Annotated in this window: 28 protein-coding genes; 3 read left to right on the top strand and 25 right to left on the bottom strand. The window is 31.8% G+C overall.

Annotated elements, in window-relative coordinates; translation table 11 throughout:
• Window positions 1-116 precede the first annotated feature (116 nt).
• The 11 genes from N4A68_14780 to N4A68_14730 form a co-directional block, all read right to left on the bottom strand.
• A complete protein-coding gene (locus N4A68_14780) occupies window positions 117-374 on the bottom strand; it encodes a TfoX/Sxy family protein (protein ID MCT4565561.1) in 258 nt (85 codons plus the stop codon).
• 119 nt (window positions 375-493) lie between these two features.
• Window positions 494-1,183 (bottom strand): hypothetical protein, encoded by a 690-nt coding sequence (locus N4A68_14775; GenBank protein MCT4565560.1) that lies wholly within the window; start codon window positions 1,181-1,183, stop codon window positions 494-496.
• Window positions 1,184-1,218: 35 nt separating this feature from the next.
• On the bottom strand, window positions 1,219-1,683 hold the full coding sequence (locus N4A68_14770) for a zf-HC2 domain-containing protein (protein MCT4565559.1): 465 nt from the start codon (window positions 1,681-1,683) through the stop codon (window positions 1,219-1,221).
• Entirely contained in the window at window positions 1,662-2,255 is a 594-nt protein-coding gene (locus tag N4A68_14765; GenBank protein MCT4565558.1) for a sigma-70 family RNA polymerase sigma factor, read from the bottom strand. The genes N4A68_14770 and N4A68_14765 overlap by 22 nt, the downstream gene beginning before the upstream one ends.
• 57 nt (window positions 2,256-2,312) lie before the next feature.
• Window positions 2,313-3,713: a DUF4097 domain-containing protein gene (locus N4A68_14760; protein MCT4565557.1), complete on the bottom strand. Its 1,401-nt coding sequence runs from the start codon at window positions 3,711-3,713 to the stop codon at window positions 2,313-2,315.
• A gap of 201 nt (window positions 3,714-3,914) precedes the next feature.
• Entirely contained in the window at window positions 3,915-4,652 is a 738-nt protein-coding gene (locus N4A68_14755; protein MCT4565556.1) for a DUF1361 domain-containing protein, read from the bottom strand.
• 25 nt (window positions 4,653-4,677) lie between these two features.
• Complete coding sequence (locus N4A68_14750; GenBank protein ID MCT4565555.1) at window positions 4,678-5,958, bottom strand: DUF4652 domain-containing protein; 1,281 nt, start codon at window positions 5,956-5,958, stop codon at window positions 4,678-4,680.
• 95 nt (window positions 5,959-6,053) lie between these two features.
• Window positions 6,054-6,590, bottom strand: coding sequence for a GNAT family N-acetyltransferase (locus tag N4A68_14745; GenBank protein MCT4565554.1), 537 nt, complete (start codon window positions 6,588-6,590; stop codon window positions 6,054-6,056).
• A gap of 183 nt (window positions 6,591-6,773) precedes the next feature.
• Window positions 6,774-7,328, bottom strand: coding sequence for a phosphatase PAP2 family protein (locus tag N4A68_14740; protein ID MCT4565553.1), 555 nt, complete (start codon window positions 7,326-7,328; stop codon window positions 6,774-6,776).
• A gap of 439 nt (window positions 7,329-7,767) precedes the next feature.
• The gene (locus N4A68_14735) at window positions 7,768-8,832 is read right to left on the bottom strand and encodes an undecaprenyldiphospho-muramoylpentapeptide beta-N-acetylglucosaminyltransferase (protein ID MCT4565552.1); all 1,065 of its coding nucleotides are present in this window, start codon (window positions 8,830-8,832) and stop codon (window positions 7,768-7,770) included.
• 44 nt (window positions 8,833-8,876) lie between these two features.
• Window positions 8,877-9,098 carry a DUF1653 domain-containing protein gene (locus N4A68_14730; GenBank protein ID MCT4565551.1) on the bottom strand — a complete coding sequence of 74 codons (222 nt, stop codon included), beginning with the start codon at window positions 9,096-9,098 and terminating at the stop codon, window positions 8,877-8,879.
• A 677-nt stretch (window positions 9,099-9,775) separates the two neighbouring features.
• Between N4A68_14730 and N4A68_14725 the strand changes: the two genes are divergently transcribed.
• Window positions 9,776-10,558 (top strand): hypothetical protein, encoded by a 783-nt coding sequence (locus N4A68_14725; GenBank protein MCT4565550.1) that lies wholly within the window; start codon window positions 9,776-9,778, stop codon window positions 10,556-10,558.
• 204 nt (window positions 10,559-10,762) lie between these two features.
• Window positions 10,763-12,385: a hypothetical protein gene (locus tag N4A68_14720; protein ID MCT4565549.1), complete on the top strand. Its 1,623-nt coding sequence runs from the start codon at window positions 10,763-10,765 to the stop codon at window positions 12,383-12,385.
• 89 nt (window positions 12,386-12,474) lie between these two features.
• On the opposite strand, the gene N4A68_14715 is transcribed toward N4A68_14720, so the two are convergent.
• The 11 genes from N4A68_14715 to N4A68_14665 form a co-directional block, all read right to left on the bottom strand.
• Entirely contained in the window at window positions 12,475-14,457 is a 1,983-nt protein-coding gene (locus tag N4A68_14715; protein ID MCT4565548.1) for a proton-conducting transporter membrane subunit, read from the bottom strand.
• Between the two features lie 31 nt (window positions 14,458-14,488).
• Window positions 14,489-15,940 (bottom strand): proton-conducting transporter membrane subunit, encoded by a 1,452-nt coding sequence (locus tag N4A68_14710; protein MCT4565547.1) that lies wholly within the window; start codon window positions 15,938-15,940, stop codon window positions 14,489-14,491.
• Between the two features lie 61 nt (window positions 15,941-16,001).
• Window positions 16,002-17,483 (bottom strand): proton-conducting transporter membrane subunit, encoded by a 1,482-nt coding sequence (locus tag N4A68_14705; GenBank protein ID MCT4565546.1) that lies wholly within the window; start codon window positions 17,481-17,483, stop codon window positions 16,002-16,004.
• 1 nt (window position 17,484) lies between these two features.
• Window positions 17,485-17,847 (bottom strand): cation:proton antiporter subunit C, encoded by a 363-nt coding sequence (locus N4A68_14700; GenBank protein ID MCT4565545.1) that lies wholly within the window; start codon window positions 17,845-17,847, stop codon window positions 17,485-17,487.
• 2 nt (window positions 17,848-17,849) lie between these two features.
• Window positions 17,850-18,269 carry an MnhB domain-containing protein gene (locus tag N4A68_14695; protein ID MCT4565544.1) on the bottom strand — a complete coding sequence of 140 codons (420 nt, stop codon included), beginning with the start codon at window positions 18,267-18,269 and terminating at the stop codon, window positions 17,850-17,852.
• Window positions 18,270-18,690: 421 nt separating this feature from the next.
• Window positions 18,691-18,969: a hypothetical protein gene (locus N4A68_14690; GenBank protein MCT4565543.1), complete on the bottom strand. Its 279-nt coding sequence runs from the start codon at window positions 18,967-18,969 to the stop codon at window positions 18,691-18,693.
• Entirely contained in the window at window positions 18,970-19,206 is a 237-nt protein-coding gene (locus N4A68_14685) for a DUF4040 domain-containing protein (GenBank protein MCT4565542.1), read from the bottom strand. It abuts the gene before it with no gap.
• Window positions 19,207-19,381: 175 nt separating this feature from the next.
• The gene (gene mnhG / locus N4A68_14680; GenBank protein MCT4565541.1) at window positions 19,382-19,666 is read right to left on the bottom strand and encodes a monovalent cation/H(+) antiporter subunit G; all 285 of its coding nucleotides are present in this window, start codon (window positions 19,664-19,666) and stop codon (window positions 19,382-19,384) included.
• 4 nt (window positions 19,667-19,670) lie between these two features.
• A complete protein-coding gene (locus N4A68_14675) occupies window positions 19,671-19,934 on the bottom strand; it encodes a monovalent cation/H+ antiporter complex subunit F (GenBank protein MCT4565540.1) in 264 nt (87 codons plus the stop codon).
• On the bottom strand, window positions 19,934-20,428 hold the full coding sequence (locus N4A68_14670) for a Na+/H+ antiporter subunit E (GenBank protein ID MCT4565539.1): 495 nt from the start codon (window positions 20,426-20,428) through the stop codon (window positions 19,934-19,936). Before N4A68_14670 ends, N4A68_14675 begins: the two co-directional genes overlap by 1 nt.
• Window positions 20,429-20,671: 243 nt before the next feature.
• A complete protein-coding gene (locus tag N4A68_14665; protein MCT4565538.1) occupies window positions 20,672-22,672 on the bottom strand; it encodes a sigma 54-interacting transcriptional regulator in 2,001 nt (666 codons plus the stop codon).
• 210 nt (window positions 22,673-22,882) lie between these two features.
• On the opposite strand from N4A68_14665, the gene yyaC reads away from it, so the two are divergent.
• A complete protein-coding gene (yyaC, locus tag N4A68_14660) occupies window positions 22,883-23,458 on the top strand; it encodes a spore protease YyaC (GenBank protein ID MCT4565537.1) in 576 nt (191 codons plus the stop codon).
• 198 nt (window positions 23,459-23,656) lie between these two features.
• Here the strand turns inward: yyaC and N4A68_14655 are convergent, their stop codons facing one another.
• From N4A68_14655 to N4A68_14645, 3 genes are read right to left on the bottom strand one after another with little or no spacing between them, the layout of a single operon-like run.
• Complete coding sequence (locus N4A68_14655) at window positions 23,657-23,923, bottom strand: YkuS family protein (GenBank protein ID MCT4565536.1); 267 nt, start codon at window positions 23,921-23,923, stop codon at window positions 23,657-23,659.
• Window positions 23,924-23,980: 57 nt separating this feature from the next.
• Entirely contained in the window at window positions 23,981-24,856 is an 876-nt protein-coding gene (locus tag N4A68_14650) for a diacylglycerol kinase family lipid kinase (GenBank protein ID MCT4565535.1), read from the bottom strand.
• A 40-nt stretch (window positions 24,857-24,896) separates the two neighbouring features.
• The gene (locus tag N4A68_14645) at window positions 24,897-26,042 is read right to left on the bottom strand and encodes an aminotransferase class V-fold PLP-dependent enzyme (GenBank protein ID MCT4565534.1); all 1,146 of its coding nucleotides are present in this window, start codon (window positions 26,040-26,042) and stop codon (window positions 24,897-24,899) included.
• Window positions 26,043-26,385: the final 343 nt, after the last annotated feature.

Here is a 26,385-nt window from a genome sequence, read left to right as displayed (position 1 = left end):
ATAACAAAACTTAACACTGAGATTTCCCTTTGGATACCTTTATGAATATGTTTACTCTTATTTCTAATTATGGATGATTTACAGCAATATTATTCTTTGATCCATACTCATTTACTCTATACCTCTAGAGAATTTAAGAACTCCTTTAAATCATTCTTAACCTCTTTGGGTAAATAATGCCATCTAATTCCCTGAACTGCCCCTTCCAATGCACATAATGAATTAAGACATGCTCCTCCATCTACTTCTCTTAATTTCTTAAAGGCTTCTTTACTGCCTAAGCTCAATAGTTCATCCTTTGTAACTATATCTACTTCATTTAGCCTTTTCTCCAAGGCTTTTCCTATGTTTGGAAGTTTATTTAATTCACCCATTTTATATTCCCTCTTTCTATATTTCTATTTTGTATTATTCTATTTTATATACAATCGTCCTTCCCAAATAAAGAAAAACTGTTCCTAAATATATTTAGAAACAGCCCTTACCCCCAATCTTATTTCTGAGCTTTAGCCTTCTTTAGTAAAAATACTCCAATTATTATAAGTAGTACTGGAAAGCTTGATTGTCTAATAAATCTAAAAAAATAATATATATCATTTGAATAGTTAGTACGGATATAGTCAGATAACCTATAGAATCCATTATTTAATATAGTTAAGCCTCCCAATACTATTAATCCCATACCTACATGCTTATAATTTATTCCCTGAATATTTATATCCCAAATAAGTGTATCATCAAGTGCCTCTCCTTCATTAATTGCTCTTCTTATATGTTGACAATCAAAGAAGCTATAAAACCAAATTATAAAATTAAGCAGTACTAGTACTCCATTAGTTGAGTATAACATACTTCCTAAAAACATGGGTGTAATAAATAGTAGCATTATCTGAAGACCCCTCTTCATTAATCCAAAATACATTTGCCCAGCCCCAGGGATTAATGAAAATATAAAGGCCCAAAAAGAATTATACTTTCCAGTATATCTATTATTTATTATTGGTTTATCAATAAACTTATCAATATCTAAAGAATTATCATTGGCCTTAGTCCTCTGCTTCTCAAAGCACTTTTTGCATACTATCTTTCCATTCATTTCTGTTGCACATTCTTTACAAATCACTTCCCCACATTCAAAGCATCTAAAACTTGCTTCTTTATCATGGTGTATACTGCAATTCATCATGCTCCCTCCTTGTTTTAAGTATTATGATTTCCTCATTTATTATTTTCAAAAAGCTTTATTTCTAATTTTTTGTAATTATTGATAAAACCTTTAGGTATTTTCTTTACATAGTTTGATATTTGACTTTTTACAGAAAAGGGCTCCTTATACATGGAACTTGAGATATCTTGAATATTATAGCCCAGTGAAGTATTCAGTACAAAAACCAATAATCCGGCTGCAACAAAGCTTATACCCCATTTTTTCATTATCATAGGACTTATCCTATTCTGTTTTATTGTAGGCTGTATTGCATTCATTACTTTAACTGTAAAGTCCTCTGGAGGTAATATGGTAGGGTGGCCAGAAAGAATATCAAATATCTCCTTGAGCTGTTCATACTCTTTTTGACACTCTATGCACCTTTCCAGATGTTTTTCTAACCTATGGGTTTCAATATCATTTAATCGATTTTCAAGGTATGCATCAAGCTTTCCTATGACTTCTTCACATTCCACCCTATCTCACCTCCCATATTTGCTTTAATAAGCCTTTCCTTTAATAATCGTCTAGCCCTATATAACCTAGTTTCAACTGTCTTTTCTGGAATATCCAGTGTCTGGGCTATCTCTTTATAGGATGATTCATTAATATGATACATTACTACTACTGTTTTATATATATCCGGCAGATCATGTATAATTTTATGCACTTCCCTATGTCCCTCATCAGTTATGATTATCTCCTCCGGTGACTTATCAACTGATTTTGATTCATTATCCAATGTTATTTTATTATTGTATTCTTCATTAAAACTTAAAGCCCCAATTTTATTCTTTCTCCTATAGTCTATACACTTATTGGTGGCAATTTTATATATCCAAGTAGAAAAGCTGCATTCAAACCTAAACCCATGTATATGTTTAAATACTTTTATAAAAATTTCTTGGGATAGATCCTGTGCTTCATTGTAATCATTAGTAAATTTATAGGCTAAAGCAAAAACCTTATTTTTGTACATGTCTACTAACATACTAAAGTTCTCGGTTTTCCCCTTCTGTACCTCTATTATTATGTCATTTTCATTCACTTAAATCACCACCATGCTCAGCCCAATCAATTGAGACAATTAAATAATTATATTTGTCTAATTATCTATTCTTATATCCCCGTTAGTAGCTTTAATATCTATACTTACACTCTTGTTCCCAATGCTTTGATTAATAATTTCTTCACTATTATCCTTATCTATATTTAAATCAAAATCACTACCTATTCGTCCATGCTTTGAATATACATGGAATTTACCTTCTTGATTATTAGGTAACCGTATATCAATTCTATCATATTGGTTCTCAATTTCTAATTTTTCACTTATTACTTTATCACTTTCAAATATTATTTGACCATGTTTATTCCTAATATCTATGGCTTTATTTGTCTCAGTTACCTTGATACTCCCATACTCATTAGTTACTTTTACTCCACCATCTATCTTTTTACCTAGGATATTTCCATGTTTTCCATTTATATTTAAATCCCCCTTTATCCCATCTATATCTATTCTACAATACCTGCTTTCAATAGTTAGATTTTTACCTATTTTTTCTGCCTCTATGGTTTCATGAACATTAGTTATCTCAACATTTCCACCTATCTCATTCACTTTAATTTTTCCGTATTCAACATCTATGTCCATATCCTTTGTTACATTATTTGCAAATACCTTTCCATGTTTATTTTCTACATTCACATTTCCATCTATATTTTTTATTTCCACTTCCCCATAGGAATTTTTTATATCTACATCTCCCTTTATAGTATCAATGAAGATATTCCCATGCTTATTACTTATTACAGCTAAGTTAGAGCAATCATTCACCATTATTTCTCCATATTTATTGGTTATATCCAGCTCCATATCATAGGGTATTGTGATGTCTAGATTTACCTCTAAATTATTTACTTCATTATTAGCGGTATACTTATCCCTCTTATTTATCATCTTTATAGTGTCTCCACTATCATTTATAACCTCTAGCATATTGGATGCTATCTTTTGAGCCTCTTCTTCTTCATAGTTATGTTTCATGCTTACCATCATATCTACTTTGATATCCTTTATATCACCTTTTTTTACATTAACATCGCCAAATCCATTGATAATCTTTAACTTCTTTTTGCCCTTTGTCTCAATGGTCATATCCTTATTTACAGTGGTTTCATTCTTGTATGCTATGGGTAAAAAATCTCCCCCCATATCTATGTATAAGGGAAACCTATCAAAGACTGAAAAAAAACATGTTATACAAACTATTAATATTATAAAAAATACACTTTTCCCACTTATAGATATCCTCCCATCCTTACTGCCAAAAAGGATTCTACTAAAAACGATCTCTAATCCAAGTAAAATTATAAATACTGGCCAAGCAATAGATAAAATATGATATACATTGATATCAATGAAATTATTTAATAGAAATATACCCCCTAGCAATATCAGAGATACAGCCAAGGTAAATATACCGATTTTCTTTTCCTTCATTTCTGTTCCTCCTCACTTTTCTAATAATATAGACGCAATGTATTTACAAATCCCTTCAAGAAATTTAAATTTTTTATGATAAAAAACTCAAGGACATTGAACCCTTGAGTTTTTGGTCAGATTTTTCTCTGAAAAATGACCTCAACAAAAAGATCCTTAAGAAGGTTTTCGCCTACATAAGGATTCAAATGAAATAAATTTTTACTCATTTTTTAAAAAACTTAGATTATACATAACAATATATATTAGAAATATAAAAAAGCCGAACATCAATGTAAACTTAATCGATCCTATGTTTATACTAGCCAATATTGCTTTAATTAGATTCACTGGATTAGATGCCATTTCCCAGCTATTGAGGCGAAGGAATCTTCCCAAATATATGGCAAATCCGCTTAAAAAAGAAACAATACATACAAATATCCAGCCTACCACTTTCTCAAGCTTTTCTTCAATTATTTTGTGCATATTGTATAGGGAAATATGACCCACTATATACCCAGTAAATATAAAGAGCATAATTAAGATAAGATCATACCAAATCATGAAATCAGTATTAAAATTGTATGCATACTCGGATATATTGTGATAGTAGTTATAAATGCTTAAATGAATTACGTCAGTAACTATATAAGGTGCATTTGGAAAAAACATTAACCAGCTAAAGCCTAAGAATAGCAGATATATTGTTTTCTTAGCCCCGTATTTCATATTTTTATTTATATGATTGATTCCTAGGGATAAAAAAAGTGGAACCCAGGCTAAAAAAAGATTCCATATTAGAAAAGCGAACCTAATATTTTTCTCATTTAGAACCCTAAAAACTATCATCATAAACCCAACTAGGGACACAACTCCTAGGGTTTTTATTAGTGGACTCAATCCATTTTTTATTCTATCTTTATGTAGAAAATCTAGCATATCCCTTTTTAACAGCATTTATCTCTCCCCACCCCATATATCTTTAGTCTATTTTTATTTCATCCTTTCCTAGGACTTTCTCTTCAACGGTGTATTCCATAAACTCTTTGTTATGCTTAACTATTTTCATAGTAATATTGTCTTCTAAGATATCAAAATCCATGATCTCCATACGATCCTCAGGCAATGCTTTATCTAAGCTATCAGCATCGATAATCATCTTTAGCTCTCTATTTTCGGTATCATATAAATACAAATCTCCTCCCACACTAACCGTACCATAACCAAGTCCTATAATCGTCAATATATATCTATCATCTAGCCATTTAGCTACCTTTACTGTATCTTGATCATCTATATCTTCTGCTTTTATAACCTCTCTATTCCATTCATCCTTTATATCATATATATATAGCTCCCCAATTGCTTCCCATTCAAAGGGAGTTATATAGGCAATACTTTTATTATCCGGTGATATAGATGGCACAGAGGTACAAGATAAACAAATTGGTTTTAATTTACCATCATATTCAATAATCATTGGCCCAAGGTTGTGTTCCATCATATTATGGTTTTCTTCTTTATGATAATAAAGTGTTGTCTCTTTACCCTCAGATTTTAATTTTTCCTTGGTCATATATGGTTTTTTTATTTCTTCCTGAAGATTTATCACAGAAATATTTATATCTAGTTTTTCCCCATCTGGATCCATTTTAAAAACCGTATCAAATACCAAATCCAAGCCCTTTGATGAAATTTCATTATAATATTCTATATATCCTACTTTTATAGGCTTTCCGTACTTATCATATTCAATATCACCATCATCATAGTTAGCATATCCACTTTTTTCATCGGACTCTTCTTTTTCATTTAAGCTATAGATATAGTCATAATACACATCATTAAATCTTGAAAGCAACAATAATATATTCTTCTCTTCACTATTATCTATATAAAAATCACTTTCCAAAGAATCTCTTCTAACCCTAGGCCCATACCAGCTAGAGCCTATTAGATTTTCTTCCTTCACTTCGTTTTTATAAACTGAGAACTCTATAAATGTATCCCCTTCTAATGCTTTAAAATAATCTACTTCTTCACCATTAACTATAGAACTGTGAAATTTTCCATTATCCATTACAAGTATATATTTATCATCTCCAATAATGAAAGTGGTATTTTTAATTGTTGGAGTAAATAACGCTTGTATTTGATTGTCTATGTTTTCGATTTGTGTTCTTTTTTCTTGCTTTTCCTTTACATTATATATTGTAACTAATAAAACTAAAATCAAAATAGGTATCAACAATTTCTTCTTCATTAGAATCCTCCATATCGCCATCATAGGAAATTTATTTTCAATAATTTTGGGTAGACTTATAGGTTGAGCCAGGGTTATACCTTCACCAAATTATTTTAATCTATTTCAAGTCCCATAACATAAACATCATAGAACCGTCCTCCATAATAGAAGAACTTTGAGATGTTTCCTTCCTTCACAAAACCCAGCTTTCTATATAATGCTATGGCCTTTGTATTATCTGACTTTACCTTTAAATTTATCTTTTTAATTGTTCCAAAGGTCTTAGCCCATTCAATCAAATAATTAATTAATATCTTTCCAACTCCAAGTCCCCAATATTTTTTTAAAACAGTTATACCAAATTCACCATAATGCTTTATTCTAGGCCGATTGCCTCCTGAAAATGTCAAGCATCCTATTATTTCTCCCTCACATTCGGCAAGCAAAAACAAGGCATTTTTACTTTTTCTACATTCATTGATGAACCTTGCTTCGTCCTCTATACTAGTATTGAATTCACCTTCCCCAAAGGTCAAATTGTCACTTTCTGAAGCTACCCTTTCAATATATCTGACCACCCTATTGGCATCCTCACCATATCCTTCTCTAACTACTATCATTTTACCATTTTTTAATTTATATTTTTTCAAGACACTCTCCCCCAAGGCTAAAATTGATATTAGTTTTTAATACTTGAGCAAATTGCATAATTACTTTCTACAAAAAACTATCTACTACATATAATGTAAAAATCTATATATATATTATACAATTGTGCCTAGTAAGAGTTATGCAATTTCCTCACCTACAAAATCCTATTCCATCATATTAAACTATATGCCTACACCCCTATTTTTCCTTTTAAATACAAGGTATTTACTGGCTATCTTAGCGGATATTAATCCAAGCACAATTCCCCCTAGTATATCTGAAGGATAATGTACCAATAAGTATAATCTAGAAAAAGCTATTAATAGTCCCAATAATACCAAGGGAATTATAATTATCTTGCTATCAATGGTCTTTAAAAATGCTGCTATTGCCCCAAAGGAAGAAGCCGTATGCCCAGATGGAAAGGAGTATGATGTAGGCCTAGGAATCAATATACTAATATTTTCAATTTCCATAAAGGGTCTTGGTCTACATATGACATTCTTCAAGATCAATTCACCTAAAACTGCACTTATAATTAGGGAATATATGGCTAGTTTCCCTGCTTTTCCGTATTTCTTATTAGTTAGCATAATTATAGAAATCAAAATCCATATTAATCCCACATTCCCTAGGGAAGTAATAACGGGCATGATCTTATCTAAAAAAGGATTATGAATATGATTTTGAACAAATTCTATGATAAATTTATCCATGGTTATAATAACATTGTTCATATCTATTATCACTCCTACTATTAATAAAGACTCCTTATTACGCTATTTTATCTTTCTTCGATGTGTATATATAATTTAACTGTGGATAATATACTCATTTTCTATATTTTATACACAATTTCATGCATTATCAACAGGATATTCTTGAGAATACATTGCAGGTATAATTTCTTGTCCACTGTGGATATAATAAAAAAACTATCTCATAGAATAAACCCTTGAGACAGCTCTATAGAGATTCCAGTCAAAACTTTAGTTTATACATGGACAAACATGCGATGGTTCTGGGCATTTTGGACTTGTATAAGTTAAAATCTATACTAAAATCCCTATATTATAGATATTCCAGTTAAACAGTTAATTTATACACATCAAAAATCCCTAGAAACATCGGATATTTTGAGATGTATAAATTAAGTTTAACTTTTGGAAATCTATACTATTTACTACATTTAGTTATAACCTTTAATACTTCATCTATGCCGTTTCCAGCTTTATTTGAATTCATAGCATTTACATAATCTCTTCTATTTTTATATGCCTTTTCTATACCTTCTAAAATTGATTTATCATCTAGTTCTTCCTCCATAATAACATAGCTTAGACCTTGTTTTTCAAAGGAGGCAGCATTTAATATTTGATCCCCTCGGCTAGCTTTTTTTGATAAGGGTATCAATATATTAGGCTTTCTAAGGGCCAATATTTCATAAAGAACCGTTGCTCCTGCCCTAGAAATTATTAAGTCGGCCATATCAAATAAATGGGGAAGCTCCTTACTAACATATTCAAATTGTTTATAACCCTTTATATCCTTGTAATTTTTATCTACATTTCCCTTCCCACATATATGACAGATCTGAAAATTTTTAAGTATTACTTCAAGATTTGCCCTGATGCTTTTATTTATAACTTCTGAACCTAAACTTCCACCTATAACAAGAATAATAGGCTTTTCATTACTGAATCTGCAAATTTCTATACCCTTTCTCTTATCCCCTGCAAATAGGCTTTCACGGACAGGAATACCCGTTAAAACACCCTTTTCCTTTGGAATATATCTTTCTGTTTCCGGAAAGGTATAGCAAAGCTTTTGAGCAAAGGGAATGGATATCTTATTTGCTAATCCTGGAGTATAGTCTGATTCATGAATCACTATTGGAATCCTATTCATCCAAGCTGCCCAAACAACAGGAGATGATACAAAGCCTCCTTTGCTAAATACAACACTTGGCTTCAATTTTCTAATTATTGATAAAGATTGTATAAATCCTTGAGAAATTCTTAATGTATCGGTTATGTTCTTTAAGTCTAAATATCTTCTAAGCTTTCCTGCATTAACAATATGATAGGGTATTCCTTCTTTTTCTATAAGCTTTCTTTCTATGCCCTTTTTAGTTCCTATATAATGAACATCATATCCCATTTTCTTCAGTCTAGGAATGAGTGCAATATTTGGGGTAACATGTCCTGCTGTACCTCCACCTGTCATCACTATACGTTTCATAAATCAACACCTCATTTATACATAAGTTCTATAGATTACCAATTTTATTGGTTCAATTCTTGAAATCTATTCCTACTTTTGCCATGAATTTCTACAGCTTCCTCAAACATTTCCTTGGGTCTAGCCCACACTTTACCCGTTTCTAATCCTTGATATATAACTAATACTTCGTTTGTTTCTGTATGTATTGCCATATTTATAATCCTGTAAATCCCGCCTTTATAATGCTTATATTTCTTGCCAATTAAAGCCTTTGTTTTCTCCATTTAAAGTCCATCCTTTTTATTATTTGAAAAATAAATTGAAGTTATAAATTGAGGAAATTGAATAATCGTAACTTGGCAAAATTGCATATGCGAATATCATACTTAATTTGAATATTTAAGATATAGTATATTTGGTGGTATGTCTTCGCGAATTCTAAAACTATATATAGTATATGTTTTTTACGGAAGGTACTTATGCAATTTTCTCAATTAATTAGGTTCATACTTTATTTCTTCACAAATAATAAATCTCCTTTTATTCATATGAATTTTTCAAAAAAATACCTTGTTTCCAAATAAGCTGCCTAACATAAAAAACCCATCCCTTTATCCCATCATAAACTCATAAAACTAGATACAGGAAATTGCATAACTCTTACTTGGCTAAGCCTAATATAGAGAGTTTAGGGTGAGTCTTAATTTATACGTAGCAAAATATCCGATGTTTCTGGACATTTTGGACTTGTATAAATTAAAGTCTACACTAAAATCCCTATATTAGATAGTTTTTATAGAAAGTAATTATGCAATTTGCTCGATAAACAAAGAATATCAGACTTGCCCAAATTTTTTTAAAACAAGTCACACAAATAGGACAATTGAATATTATGTTACTGGGAATAGGAAATGGGATGCTCACCTACTATTTCTAAAAAAATATAAAGGAGTAGATTTATATGACTGACGAAACTAACAGTGTTGTTACTGGTGTAAATATAGATACTGCCGGCCAAGATCAAGATAGTTGTTGTCGCCCTCGCAAATGTGTAGAAGTTTATGGAAAAACTGTGGAAACGTGTAAAAACGATCCTGAAGATCTTGACTTTATTTGTGATGTAGTAGCAAAAATACCTGTTGTTTTAGCAGAACTTAAGATACAAATTAATGTTAGCTCATATATTAAGTTGCCTGAGCCAGCTTTAGAAATAAAAACTATTAAGAAAAGACTTAAGATAACTCAATGTAGACTTTTACAAAATACCAATATGCTCTTTATAAAAGGCTTTGTTCGTAAAAACATAGACTATTCTACTAAGGGAAGATGCTCAAACGATAAAGGTGTTTGTGGAGATATTAAGCATTGTACAATAGATGTTCCCTTCGAATGCACAACTCCAGTAGACTTCAATGGTACAGAGCCAAAACCTGTAATATTTAATAGAAGCAAAGAATTTGAATATTTTAGAGAGCAAGAATTACCAAATGGTTTCCCTGAAAAAGAAAAATTACTAGCTGGCGATCTTTCACAGTTCAACCAAGAAAGTACAGAGTACTTTAATGAGCTACCTTTCTGTGAGCTAATCAAGAGTAGAATTGTTGAATTTGATGAATTACTAGATCGCAGACCTATCTATGGTTCAGCTCCATTTGAAGAAAGATTATTTAAAGAAATAGAAGAAAAAATGGTTATATACCTTACACTTAAAATCTTACAAAAACGTCAAGTACAAATCAGCTAAGGAACATACCATTACCACCTTAAGAGTATCTGGATTTTATCTAGATACTTTTTTTATGTCATTTCCCAAAGGAAATATGGTCAAAAGTAAAAAGACCCTATATTTTTAATTTTTTCTTGAACTAATTCTTTTTATTTTCATATTATGTAATAGATGAAAAAATGTGATATCTTCTAATATATTTCAATAGGGTGGTGATTGGAATTGACTATTAATAAAGATCTCAAGGGCATTGGGCCCTTTAGTTTTAGGTCAGATTTTTCTCGAGAAAATGACCTGCACAAATGTGATAAAGCTAATCCCCCCAAAATCACAAGTACAGTTCTAAAAAACTGTGAAAATAAATCCATTCCACTAAGCCCTATTACATCGGAAATATCATCGGATATCCCTGTATTGCTGGCAGTACTTATGGTTGAGTTGTATATCAGTCATTTGATTAAACTCCCTGAGGAAGCATATGATATCAATAATATTGAAAATAAAATTTTAATATCATCCTGTAAGTTTTTACAAGGCCCCAATGTACTTTTTATAAATGGTTTTATACGTAAAAAGATATATTATGCTTTAAAACCCTATAATGATTCTAGATATTATAATCTAGATATACCCTTTGAATGCACTAAGACTGGTATACTTAATGGCTCTAAGGCTCCATCTATACTTGATTCTACTAGCACTGAGGCTAAATATTGTGAGCAAAGCAAGTTACTATCTGTGGATGTATCAGATTATTACCAGAATTCTATTAAATTTTTAAATAAAAAACCCTTCTGTGAATTGGTTAGTAGCAAAATTAGTGAACAGTATAAATACATATATAAGGAAAACCCATCGGATATAAAGGAAATAATTGAAATAGATAATAATATGTCTATTATCCTTGAAATTCAACTATTACAGAATCAACAAGTAAATATTAAGCCCTATTGTAGTAGTAAAAAGGATACTAGTTCAAATAATCCCAAGCTTGGCTTAGCTAATAATGGGAATGTAAAAAACGAACCTACCATAGATGCTTCTAATAGTAATGACAAACTTGATTTGATAAATATACCTAATCTAAAAAATGAATCTAATCCATCTGATGAACCCTGTGCAGTAAGTAAAGCAAATATGGATAATCCATGGAATGGGATTAATTCTAATACTAAGGATAAGCCGGGTTTAGATCATCTGCTTGATTCATACAATGAACCAAACGATGGAACAGTTGATTCAATAGCTGAACCTGATTATGGAATTGAGTCCAATATAAATAATAGGGCTGCTACTGAAGACAAACCCAATCCAGATACTTTAAATAATCCATTCAATTATAATGATAAGCTTGACCTAGATTACTTACTTAATTTTTATAGCAAGCCCGATGACGATTTTGATTTAATAGATATTCCTAACTTAGAAAATGAATCCAGACCATATGATAGGATTAATATAAATGATAGGCATAATTTCAATAATTTATTTAGCCTATTTAATGGCCATAATAATAGTAATAAGTATGGTTTAAGAGAAAAGTATGACCATGAAAATCCATCCAATCAATATAATGAAAATGAAACTCCAATTAATAATAAACTTGATTTTATCAGTTTACTTGGTTTATTCAATAGATCCAATGGTAATCGTGGTTCTAGATATCGATCTAACCCAAATGATAGGTTCTATACAGATAATAACCCTAATCTTAATAATTGTGATATGACTTCTCATAGGGGCTACCGCACATATAATTATCAGTCTAATGCTTATAAGTTGTTAATATTAATTTTATGTATATTTATACTCTATAATCTATATAATCCTAGTCGGTATTCATAAAAGGAGCCCACCTATATTATACTGAGGTGAGCTTGTTTTATTAGGAACTCTATAGATAAATAGTCCCATGGCTATAAATGATTTATATTCTAAAAAACTAAAACTCCCAAAACAATTATAATCATCATAGCTAATATGAATACTGAGTACATCAAGCTATTAAGATTAAATCTTAAAATCGATAAAATATCGGAAAAGGTTGCAAATTCATTCTTATAACCTTCTCCTTTTAGGATTTCTGGCTTTTTTATCTTAAAGTTCTTAAAGGCTTTATGGGGAGCTACTACTTTAATTCCGCTTAAAGCTTTAAGTGTGTCAGATATATATATTACCAGGTTAATTACCCCCCTATCGATTACTTTAAATATTATGGAGCTTGATTTATATAAGAATACTCCTACGGGTATATAAAAATGCTTTTCTAGATTAAACCAACTTAAAGAGGGGTTAACATATACTGGCTCTCCATGCTTTACCTTTCTCAAATAGTTCCTTATAAACCCAAAATATATTATGATACCATAGCCTATTGTAATCATGGAACTCTTAACATTATCAGCACTATAAAAATGTGGCTCAATATGTCCATGGGAATCAAATATTTCCATAGTCCCTTCAAGTACATTTAAAAACACCCTAGGTTTAATACCTATATAAATAATAATTGTACTCAATAATATCATTGGAACTATTGCTCTTTTTTTCAGATGGTCCCTATATTGACCTTTGTATTTTTCGTTTTCCTCCATAAATACAGTAACAAATATTTTTAATAAATATGCTACAGTAAAGCTGCTGCTTACAGTAAATATTACTTCAGCTATACTAAACCATCTATTATGGTACATGTGATGGGCCTCTGCCAAGGCTTCATGTAAAAGAGTTTTGCTAATAAATCCATTAAAGCCTGGCATTCCAATTATGGCGAATAGTCCTACTAAAAATAGTGCTTTGAGTACATTCTTATGTTTTCCAAAGCCCCTTATGGCATTTATACTAAGCTCATGAAGTATCATATATATTATCCCTGTACAAAGGAATAGTAATACCTTAAATAGGGCATGGTTAAATATATGGTACAAGGTACCATATATTGCTATGGAATTATGATCACCTAAAAGCCCTATAAGTCCAATTCCCACCAGTATATAACCAATCTGACTCATACTACTATAGGCAAGTATCCTTTTAATATTCCTCTGAAATACAGCCAAAAACCCTCCCAGTGACATATTTATCAGACCTATTATGAATATCACAGCTGGAAGAATTATATCCCCAGCCATTATTATATTTACTACTATTATTATTCCAAAAATCCCTGTTTTAACAAGTATTCCAGATAAAATCGCACTTGCTGGTGTAGGAGCCGCAGGATGGGCCTTTGGAAGCCATACATGCAGTGGTACTATACTGGCTTTTACTCCAAAACCTATTATCAGTAAAGCAGATATTAAATACTTAATATTACCTAAATTCTTCATTGAATTTGATAATAAGCTTATATCCACAGTTCCAAGACAGTCATATAAAAGGAATAATCCCATAAGAAGGATCAGTCCTCCGATTATTGCCATGGAAATATATGATCTTCCCGCCTCATGGGCATATTCATCTTCATCGTGTATTACCAATGCATATGAAGTAAATGACATTATTTCAAAAAAGGTAAATAGATTTATAAGATTCTCTGATAAAAATATTCCTATGGTACTTCCAAGGGTAAGCATAAAGAATGCATAATACCTATTTCTATTTTTATACTTTATGAGGTATTGAGTTGAATATATTGTGGTCAAAAACCATATCAAGGAAGTCACCCATATAAATATATATCTAAAAACATCGAGCTTTAGGGATAATCCTATCCCCATGATGTCTGGGATAAAGACCTCCACTGGGCCTGAAATTATTTTCTTGAAAAGTAAACTTATTATTAAACACTCTATTCCAGTCAACAGGATATTAAATGTATCCCTATATCCTTCCCTTTTTCTACCTATTAGCCATCCTATAAGGGCCCCAAGCATAGGTAAAATCAAAATGACTAGAATAGCATTTCTATATATCATCCTATATCTCCCCTTAAAATTTTGCTCTCGATTATACTACTGCTCTAACAATTTCTTCTATCAAATGCAATACAACATTTGGAAATAGACCTAAAATTATAACTATTCCTGTTAATATTATAATAGGTATAAGCATAGACAAAGGTGGTTCCTTCTTCACTATATTTCTTTCTTCACCTGGGAAAAATGCTGTGATAACTATTGGTAATAAATATCCTGCAGTAAGCATTGCACTCAATAATAGAATGACCACAAATAAAATCTTATTTTCATCAAGGCCTCCTAGGGCTAGATACCATTTACTTACAAAACCATTGGTTGGGGGTATTCCGATCAATGATATTGCCGATACAGCAAAGCATCCCATTGTTATTGGCATTTCCTTACCTATTCCTTTTATCTCGTGTATATACTTTTTACCTGTCATAAAATATATTGCTCCAACACAGAAAAATAGTGTTATTTTTATTACAGCATGATTAACAAGATGTAAAAGTCCCCCTGTTAATGCCTTTCTATTAAGTAAAACAATACCAAGCAATATATACCCCAGCTGACTTACAGTGGAATAAGCAAGCCTTTTCTTTAGATTATCTTGATGTAAAGCAAGCAATGAACCCATCAAGATGGTGAGTATAACCAATATGATGATGTAATGGTTTCCACCAATCCCATAAAGAACTTCTGATCCAAATATAAAGTAACTTACTCTGATCAAAGCAAATATACCGGACTTTACAACTGCTACAGCATGTAATAGTGAGCTTACGGGAGTAGGTGCAACCATTGCTGCTGGAAGCCACGAATGTAGGGGTACTAATGCGGCTTTCACTCCAAAACCAATGAACATTATCATATATATTGCTAATAATAACTCCTTATTGGTTAAATCTAAGCCTTGTAATATACCAAACTCTACAAAGGTTACGCTATTAGTTAAAGTAAATATTAAAATAATCCCCAAAAGAGCTAATGTGGCTCCCCCAAAGGAGTAAGTTAAATATTTTCTTCCAACTCTAAGTGCCTCCTTACTCCCACTATGTATTACAAGGGGAAAGGTTGCTAGAGTTAAATATTCATAGAAAATATATAAAGTAAATAGGTTTCCTGAAAACCCTATTCCCACAGTAACCCCTAATGTTAACATAAAGTATAAAAAGAATCTTTCTTCATTTCCTTCGTGGGGCATATAGGCGAAGGAATAAAAAGCCGTAAATATCCATAGTGTAGATGCCAATAAAACAAACAATATCCCAAGCTTATCTATTTTAAAATATATATCCAATAGATTGTTTATCTTAATAAGATGAAAGCCCATGGATTGATTAATAGACAATAAAGTTATGATAAATAAAAGATTTAGTGTTATAACAGCTCCGATATATATATTTCTTCCTTTACTATTTTTAAATTTTATGGCTGTCATTGTCAGTGCAGCTATTTGTGGAAACAATATAGGAACAAGTATCAAAAAATTCTTCAAAGCTCTTTACCTCCGTAATTAAGATTAAGATTGAGGTTAATGTTAATGATTTCTTAGTTTATTAAAACATTTCTAGCCCCTTACTGATTAGGTCTATTATTTTATTTGATGTGACTCCTAAATATAGGGCCCCTATAATTAGGATAAGTATTGGCATCAATTCCTTTAATGTCTTTTCCTTTGATTTAAATTCTTTACCTTCTAGATTTTCCTCACCAAAATATCCATTAATGACTATCGGAAAATAATATAGTGCATTTAACAAACTGCTTATTAATATAACAATTATAAAAATACTTTTTCCTCCTTGGATACTGGCTATTGCAAAATTAAATTTACTAATAAATCCCGGAAGTATAGGTATACCTACCATGGAAAGGGCTCCTATTGTAAATATACCTAGGGTTATTGGCATTTCCTTACCTATACCCCTTAAGCCTGCAAGCTTTTTTTCCCCCGATTTTTCTATCATTGAACCTACGGCCAAGAATAATGCTGATTTGATAACAGCATGGTTCAACATATGAAAAATAGCAGCTATTAGTCCCAGGGAATTACCAAGTCCTATTCCAAAAAATATATATCCCATTTGAGCCACGCTTGAATAAGCAATTACCCTCTTAATGTCTTTTTGAAGTATTGCCGATATTGATCCCATTATCATACCTAGGCTGCCAAGTATTAAAACCATGAGCAGTAATCCCTTGAACCCCCCCATTATCTCGTATCCAAACATTCTATATAATATCTTCATATATAAAATCACATAGGCCTTAAGTACCAAAGCTGAAAGAATTGCACTTGAGCTTGAGGGGGCATTTGAATGGGCATCAGGCAGCCATACATGAAGTGGGTACATGGCACTTTTCACCCCTAATCCTATTGTAAATAATCCTAGTGCAATCAATATGCTATTCCTATATGACATAAAGCTTACAATAAGCTCCTTATGGATAAATGTCATGTTTAAGTTCCCCGTTATTGAATAAATAAAAGCTATTCCCATTAGTACTAAACCCGAGCCTACACTGCTTAATATCAAGTATTTAAGAGTAGCCTTTATATTTTCTTTTTTATCCTTAACAACTATTATTCCGCAAGCAGCTATAGTGCTTATTTCTATAAAAACAAAGGCATTGAATAAATCATTTGTATATACTATACCGAGCAAGGCTCCAACCAGTACATTTATAAGGGTATAATAGAAAGATATCTTGTTATCCTTTATTTCTCCCTCAACGGTATAGATTGAATACCATGATATTAAAAATGCTATTATGGTAAATAATAATGAAATCATAGCTTCTAAAATACCTATATTTAGTTCTATTCCCCATGGTGAATCCCAATGACCAACCCTATAAAAAAACGAACCATATCTGCTCACATATGTTAATGTAATAACCGATAGTAACGATGATATCCCCAATGTCATTAGGCTAAAAACTTTAGCATAGGTCTTTTTCTTAAGCATAGGCATAATAAATGCACCCATAAATAAAAGTAATATGATTCCAAGAGGAAAGCTTCTAGCTATATTCATTCTATTCACCCCTTATTTTCATGATTTCATCTAGTTCTATGGTTCCATACTTCTCATATAGCCTTATCGTTAATGCCAATGCAAAGGCCGTTATACTTACTGCCACTACTATTCCAGTAAGCATCAATGCAGTGGGCACTGGATTTACATATCCATGAATCCCCCTATGAACTCCCCTTATTATGGGTGCTTCCTTTCCAAATATATATCCCTTTGAAATAAAGAATAGAAATATAGCTGTATCCATTATGTTCATCCCAATAATCTTTTTAATAAGATTACTATGCAGGAGCAAAGTAACAAATCCTACTCCAAACAATATTATTGAAGCCGTTTCAACATAATTAGTTAGTAATCCTTCCATAGCTATATTTCTCCTTCATTAAACAAACAAAATAAAAAATATATTGTAACCGATACAACTATACCAACTGCAATATTCAATGGAAGAAGATATCCCCCTGATAAAATATCTCCTGGTTTGCCTGGGGGTATTTGAGGGGCATGTATATGGGCCCCTCCTGTTATAAAGCTATACCCCTTTAAAACTCCATAAAATATAAGTGACCCGCATATCAATTCCATAAGCCCTTTATAGCTTAATTTTTCTCTGGCCTGTTCTTCACCAAATATTATCCTATATAGTATTAAACTTGTTCCAATAATAGTTCCACCTGCAAACCCACCTCCAGGTGATAAATGTCCGAAAAGGATTATATAAATACCAAATATCTGTATAAAGGGTATAATAATCTTGCCTATTTCTATTAAAACAATGTTATTCATCTAAACCTCCACCAATTTGTTTAATTCCATAACAGGATCATAATATATCATTTGAGCAAATTGCATAATTACTTTCTATAAAAATCATCTACTATATATAGTTTTAAAATCTCCGAAGCTATACCATCAAATATGCTTATATCTTAAGCAATTAAATCAAGGATGATATTCGCATATTAGGTTTAGCCAAGTCAGAGTTATGCAATTTCCTCATTTAATATTTAAGCATGAATATTTTAAGAAATAACATAGTCTGCTAGAGAAGACACATATGTTTTATGAAAGTTCCCTTTATAAACCTGTTTTGTCCTTTTACTATTAAGATGAAAAACTGGTTTATAGGAGGAACTGGAAGAAAACATATGTGGCTTCTCCACCACTAAATATGGGTTTAACACACATTTATAATATCAAAAATATATTAACCTCTGCCTGAATTTTTTAGTACAATAAGAACGGATATAATACCTGTAAACAGCACAGTAGCTTCTCCGAAGGTATCAAATGCTCTATAGTCTAAAATGATTCCAGTAACTATGTTTAATGCCCCCGTCTCCTCTACTGCTTTTTCTATATACCTATGGGCCACATAATTATTAGCTGGATTATTTTCTTTACCAAATACAGGTAGTTCATTAACTCCTATAAGTAAAATTAAAATTATGATTACAGTTAAAGTAATTGCAGCTATTTTCTTCATTTACTTATCACCTCTAATTCTCTTTAAGGTGAGAACAAATAAAAGAGTGGTTATTCCCGCTCCTACTGCTGCCTCAGTTATGGCAAGATCCGGTGCATTAAGCTGCTGCCATAGGATGGCCATAACAAGGCTGTATGCCATAAAAACTATAACAGCACCTAATAAGTTCTTTATAGCTGATACTGCTATAGAACATCCAATTAAAAATATAAGCATGATTATGGTGAATATATTCATTACTTTCTCACTCCATTTACTTAGGCATATGAAAGAAATAGGTCAGTTTATAGGGGACTCTGGATTATTTTCCAGGCATCGTAATCGAGGATATTGGGCATATGTAAGGAAACGATAACGAAGATAAATAATTCAGATAGCAAGTGAAATGACTTATTTATTTTTTGCATATGCCTTATTTCTGATTATTTCCATCATAATAGGCCTTTGCTATCAAGTGAGTCGCAGTTGGTGCCGTTATCCATAGAAACACTATGGTTAACAATAGCTTTAAGCTTGAAAAATTGAACCCACTATAAAGCATTAATGCAAACAAGCAAAGGATTGCCCCTAATGTATCACACTTTGCAGCACTATGGACTCTGGTATATAGGTCTGGAAATCTCAATATTCCTATGGTTCCAACTAATAGAAAGAATAGCCCTCCAGTTAAAGTAATCCATATAAGGATAGTTTTCATAGTTTTACCTCCTATCAGCCTGAATATGCCTTGATATCACTATAGAAGCTATAAAACTTATAAGTGCATACACAATAACTACATCTAAAAAATAGGTTTCCTTTAATATATAGGAAATAATAGATATTAGAACCACTGTCTTTGTTCCTATAACATTTATGGCAATAAGCCTATCAGCAGGCCCTGGTCCCTTTACAGCCCTAATGGTACATAATAATATTGTTATACTTAAGAAAATTGATGCAAAAACCAATAGCTTCTCTATCATCATGACTGCTCCTCTATCTTTAAAAGTAATTTCTCAAACTTTGAATTAACTACATCATCTATCTGATTTTTTGAAATACAGTGAACAGTAAATTCATTATCATTTACTTCTATGGTTAAAGTTCCAGGCGTTAATGTTATGGAATTCGCTAAAATAGTTTTATATAAATTTCCCGTTAATCTAGTTTCAAATTTTATAACTTGTGGACTTATATTTAGTTCTCTGCTCAAAACTATTTTGGCTACTTGAAGGCTTGCTATAACTATTTCCTTCATCAGAAGAAACAAATAACTAACAAAAAGCTTTCCTCTTTTATAATTTAGGTAACGTTTTCCTTTGTAGCATATGCTACTTTTCCCGAAATTCCATATAAGTACCATTGATATAACAAATATACCTGCTAATGTGATCTGAAAATCTACTTTTTCACCTAGGACAATCCAAAAAAACATATATAAAATAAATACTTTGAAAAATATATTATCTCTTTCCATGGCTACCTCCAAATTAAAAGCAAAATAACTCAACCTCAAAACCACTAATTTATATTCGCAAATTTCATGCCAATATTTTTTTCCTTGATGTATCCCCTCATTTCACTGAATTATATATTTCTTTACCAATAAAATAGGAGATTGTTATTAGATAACAATCTCCTTTAGAATAAAAGTGTTTCGTTTTGCTACAGTTTTTTTAAAATGGCAAGTCCTAATATGTTCTATTTTGAAACACATGTCCTATTCTAGTACATGTTTAAGTTCATATTTATATATTTTTCTGTATAAAGAACTTCTACTTATACCTAAATGTCTGGATGCTAAAGCAATATTTCCTCCTACTTCTCTGATGGTTTTTTCTATGGTAATTCTCTCAACAGCTTCTAAAGAAAGTAATTTATCCCTTATTCCTAATGATTCTGTCATATTATTTGTTTTCATATAATTGGGTAGGTATTTATAGCTTAGAATTTCACCATTATCCAAAATATTTATTATTTGCTGCATTACATTCTGTAGTTCCCTCACATTTCCTGGCCAGTTATAACTCATTAAGCCCCTGTAGAAGCTATCATTTATACCCTTTACCTTTTTATTCATTTTACCTGAATACCTATTTATAAAATAGTCACTAAAAAGCCTTACATCCTCTTTTCTTTCCCTTAGTGGAGGTATTTTAATAGGCATTACATTCAATCTATAATAAAGGTCTTGTCTAAAGTTTCCAAGCTCAACTTCCTTCTCTAAATCCTTATGAGTTGCTGCTATAACTCTAACATCCACTGGAATAACCTCATGCCCACCAACTCTAACCACTTCTCTGGTTTCAAGAACCCTAAGAAGATTAGTTTGAGCATCTAGGGGCATATCCCCTATCTCATCTAAAAATATTGTTCCCCCATCAGCTAATTCAAATTTTCCTGGATGACCTCCTCTTTTGGCTCCAGTAAATGCTCCTTCAACATATCCAAATAGTTCACTTGCTACAAGCTCCCTTGGTATAGCTCCGCAATTAAGAAATATGAAGGGTTTATTTCTTCTAGAGCTGGCATTGTGTATGGACTGAGCAAATAATTCTTTTCCAGTACCACTTTCTCCATGAAGTAAAACAGTTGTACTATGCTGTGAACATTTTTTCGCCAAATCGATTACTTCCTTGATTTTATCACTTTCACCAAGTATATCACTAAACTTAAATCTTGCCTCAGCTCCAACTATTTTATTTACTAGACTATGGATAACCTTAACCTCTTTAAAGGTTATAACAACTCCTTCCAGTCTATTGGTATCCGGATCACTTATAGGCGTCATTGTTGAAATACACGATAACTTTTTACCCTTTTTTAATTTGAAATAGGTTTCTTCTTCCTCAAACTTCCTTCCCCTCTTTATTGCCCTTTTTATTCTATGGCTATAGTCTTCACATATTATGATGTTAATATTTTTCCCCACTATATCCTTTTCCCTTAGTGATAAAAGCTTTCTAGCAAATAAATTTATATCGGTTATTGTCCCTTCCTTATTTATACAAATTAATCCTTCTGATATTGATTCCATTATTGCATGAAAATGCTTATTTGTAATTTCCAATTGTTTATTAGTAAGATCTAGCTTCAGCTGATTTTCAATTGCTTCAGCTGAGGCCACAACCATTCCTAGGGTATGGGGGTGAACCTTCTCAAAATCCCCTGTCATACTTAGTATCCCCAACATCTCACCCCTATCATTTCTGATTGGACAAGCCGAAGAACTCCAGCTATGATATTGTTTGCAAAAATGCTCAGCTCCAATTACCTGAATGGGCTTGCCAGTATATAAAGCAGTCCCTATTGCATTGGTTCCTATTACCTCTTCTCTTACATTACACCCCTTATCCATATTTAACATACCATATTTGGACATTAAATTCTTATCTCCTATACATTCAAGAACATACCCATCTTTATCTGTTAATCTAACAAGCAAGCCAGAGCCTCCCACTATTTTATAAAGACTGTCCATAAATGGTTTGGCTGTTTTAAACAGTGCCTTAAACTCCTCATATCTCTTATTAATTTCTTCTTCATCTAAATCTATTTCAGCCTTTTCTGCGAAAGGGTCTACACCATATTCCCTACTTCTCGTCCATGACTCTGCTATAAAATCTCTTAAATTTTTCTTTTCCAATATTCCCTTTGTAATGAATGACTTCCATGCTTCATAAAATATTTTATTTCTATTCAACAATTCTTTTGTAGGCATTACTATCCCCCCTACATTCTTTTTTTTATATTACTACAAATTGTTTATATCATCAATCATGTATATATTTTTTTCAATCGTCATATCTATTATATAAATAGTTTTTTCATGTATTTTTTTCTTCATAGGGGGAAAACTTTTTGTAAATAACTATATTTTTAAGGAAGGGGCATTAGCTTGAATTTGACATCAAATCTTTCAAATAACACTATAAATATTGAGACACCCTTGGCCACATCATATTTTTCTGATATGTTTTTATCCCATCTCAAGGATTCCTATAGTAATAATCATGGGGAAATAGTCATACTATGCATAGGTACAGATAGATCTACCGGTGATTCTTTAGGCCCCCTAAGTGGATACAAAATGAAAAAAGTGCTAAAACGATTTAAGGATGTTCATGTTTATGGAACCCTTGATGAACCTGTCCATGCTAAAAATCTTGATGAAAGCATTAAAACAATCTATGCTTCCCATAAAAACCCTTTTGTGGTTGCAATCGATGCTTGTCTAGGTAAGGTAGATAGGGTAGGTTACTTAACAGTATCTCAAGGCCCTATAAAGCCTGGAGCTGGAGTCAAAAAGAATTTACCTGCTGTTGGAGATATCCATATAACCGGAATAGTTAATCTAGGAGGCTTCATGGAATATATTGTGCTTCAAAATACACGGCTAAGCTTAGTAATGAATATGGCTGAAACTATTTCAAGTGCAATATACTTTGGTCTATGCAAATTTCAAAATGAGAAGGATTCAAAAAAAGAGCAGTTTAATCTGAGTTAGCTGCTCTTTTTCATGTTGGGAAATCTATAGATATTCCAGTTAAACAGTTAATTTATACACATCAAAAATCCCTAGAATCATCGGATATTTTGAGATGTATAAATTAAGTTTAGCTTTTGGAAATCTATATAGATATTCCAGTTAAACAGTTAATTTATACATATCAAAATTAAAGGCCTTCCCATGCTTCATTTATCATTAAAATAATGAAGTATAGCTTCTGTTTTCAATTATTTTTTCAATTTCATCGGAAGTTTTATTTTTTACATCTATTACGAAGGCTCCATTATCCATATCAATAACATTGTCAAATACATTTAAATAACTTAATGATCCCGTATCGCTATTATATAGTATGGTATCTACATAACCTTTATATGACATATCAACTATTTTATACCCCTTTTCAATGAGTACATCCTTAATGTCCTGGGAAACATTACTTAATGCTATAGTTTTTTTCACTAACAAAGCACCTCCTAGATTTATTTTTTCTAAGGGGTGCCTTAATTATTCATATTTTTACGGAATAATAATCTCAACGGATTCTTTTTGTACCTCAATAACAGCAGGGGTATTTCCAATCATATCTCCATCGGCATATAATAGTAGCGAATCTTCACCTAATATTTTCACTTCTTTACCTTTAAAAACTTCCACCTCTTCAAACTTTGTATGATTTCCCTTAAAAACAGTAGAGAAAAGCAAAGCAAATTTAAATTTATTAATTTTATTAACTATACAAATATCTAAAAGTCCGTCTTCAAGATCGGCTGAGGGATTTATCTTCATACCCCCACCATAATATTTACCATTACCGACTGCTATGAGTTCAATGTTTCTTCTTATTTTTTTTCCATCTATTAATATATCTACTTCTTTATTCTTATACTTTATTAAGGTTTTAAAAACGCCTACAATATAGGCTGAAGGTCCAGAGATATATTTTTTTATATCTTCTGTTTCCTTTACTATCTCTGAATCAATGCCCACACTTGAATAATTTAAAAAATATCTATTATTTGCCTTACCAATGTCTATCCTTTTTGTTTTAGAAGCTTTAAAATGCTTTAAGATTTCATCGTAGTCCTTCGGTAATTCTGTCATCCTTACAAAATCGTTACCGGTTCCTGCTGGTAGTATTCCTAGTACGACATTCCCACTACCGATACCATTAATAACCTCATAAGCGGTTCCGTCTCCACCAACAGAAATAATATGGGTATACCCTTGCTGGGCCGCTTCCCTTGCTATTGTCTCTCCTTGGCCCCTCTCTTCAGTTATTTTTATATCATAATCTATCTTATCTTTATCAAAGCTCTCCTTTATTTTAGGAACCAGCTCCAATGTCTTTCCCTTACCTGCAACAGGATTTACTATAAATAAATATTTCTTCATAGTGCCCTCACCTAATCATTGTCTTTGGTAATGTTATTTTTTATTCTATCTCTTCATATATTTTGTGGATAGCCTCTAAGGCTCTATCAATATCTTGCTTTGTATTAAAGTAACCTATACTAAATCGCACAGTTCCTTGCTCAAATGTTCCTACGGTTTTATGTGCCAATGGGGCACAATGTAGTCCTGACCTCACCGCAATATTAAATGCCTGATCTAGTATATAACTTACCTCTGATGAATCTAAATCCCCTATATTTATTGAAATTACAGATGCCTTTTTTTTAGCATCCAGGGGTCCATATATCTTTACCTTGTCAAGCTTTCTCAAACCATCAATCATATATTTCGTTAATTCTTCTTCATGCTTTCTTATATTATCTAGACCTATATCTAAAATATATTTTATACCTGCCCCTAAGCCTACAATCCCTGATGTATTTGGAGTACCACTTTCATACCTATCTGGTATTATGTCTGGCTGTAGCAGTGATTCCGATTTGCTTCCTGTCCCCCCTTCTTTCATATGTCTCAGCTTTATTCCCTCACCTATATAAAGTGCCCCTGTTCCCTGAGGTCCCATAAGCCCTTTATGTCCTGGGAAGGCTAGTAGATCAATATTCATTTTTTGTACATCTATATCATATACTCCTGCGGTTTGAGCGGCATCAACCAATAAAGGTATATTACTCTCCTTTGCTATCTCCCCAATTTCCCCTATGGGCATTAAGGTTCCCGTAACATTAGAAGCATGGGTCACAGCTATTAGTTTTGTGTTGCCCTTAATAGCCTCCCTTAATTTATCAAGCTTTATAAAACCTTCACTATCACATTCTATTATGGTATTCTCAACTCCTATTTCCTCTAAGGCCTTTATTGGTCTTATCAGTGAATTGTGTTCCATTCCAGATGTGATTACATGATCCCCCTCCTTAAGTAAACCCTTTATTGCAAGATTTAAAGAATCCGTGGCATTGGATGTTAATATTATTTGCATGGGATTATCAATATTGAAAAGCTTACACATCAATTCCCTGGTTTCATATATTGCCCTTCCTGCTTTTAAAGCTAATTTATGACCTGACCTTCCTGGATTTGCCCCATACTCTCTCATGCATTTATCTACTGCTTTATACACCTCCTCTGGTTTAGGATATGAAGTGGCAGCATTATCTAAATAAATCATTACATCGCTTCCTTTCCATAATACGCTGCTTTATTTATTGAACTTTCTCCTTAAATTTGCATATTACTTTTTTATCAATAAAGTAAACTTTATAATTGCCTTCCATAAAAACCATGCGATATATATTATTCAATTGTTCTAAATCTCAATTATAAAATTTCCTTAATAAATAGCATTTCCCTCAACACTAAAATATTATTATATGAGCAAATTGCATAATTACTTTCTATAAAAACCATCTACTACATGTAGTTTAAAAATCTTCAAAGCTATACCACCAAATATGCTTATATCTTAAGTAATTAAATTAAGGATGATATTCGCATATGCAATTGTGCCAAGT

This window comes from Maledivibacter sp., assembly GCA_025210375.1.
Taxonomy (GTDB): Bacteria; Bacillota; Clostridia; order Peptostreptococcales; family Caminicellaceae; genus JAOASB01.
Note: the sequence above shows the minus strand (reverse complement) of the source record. Positions and strands in the feature narration are given on the sequence as shown.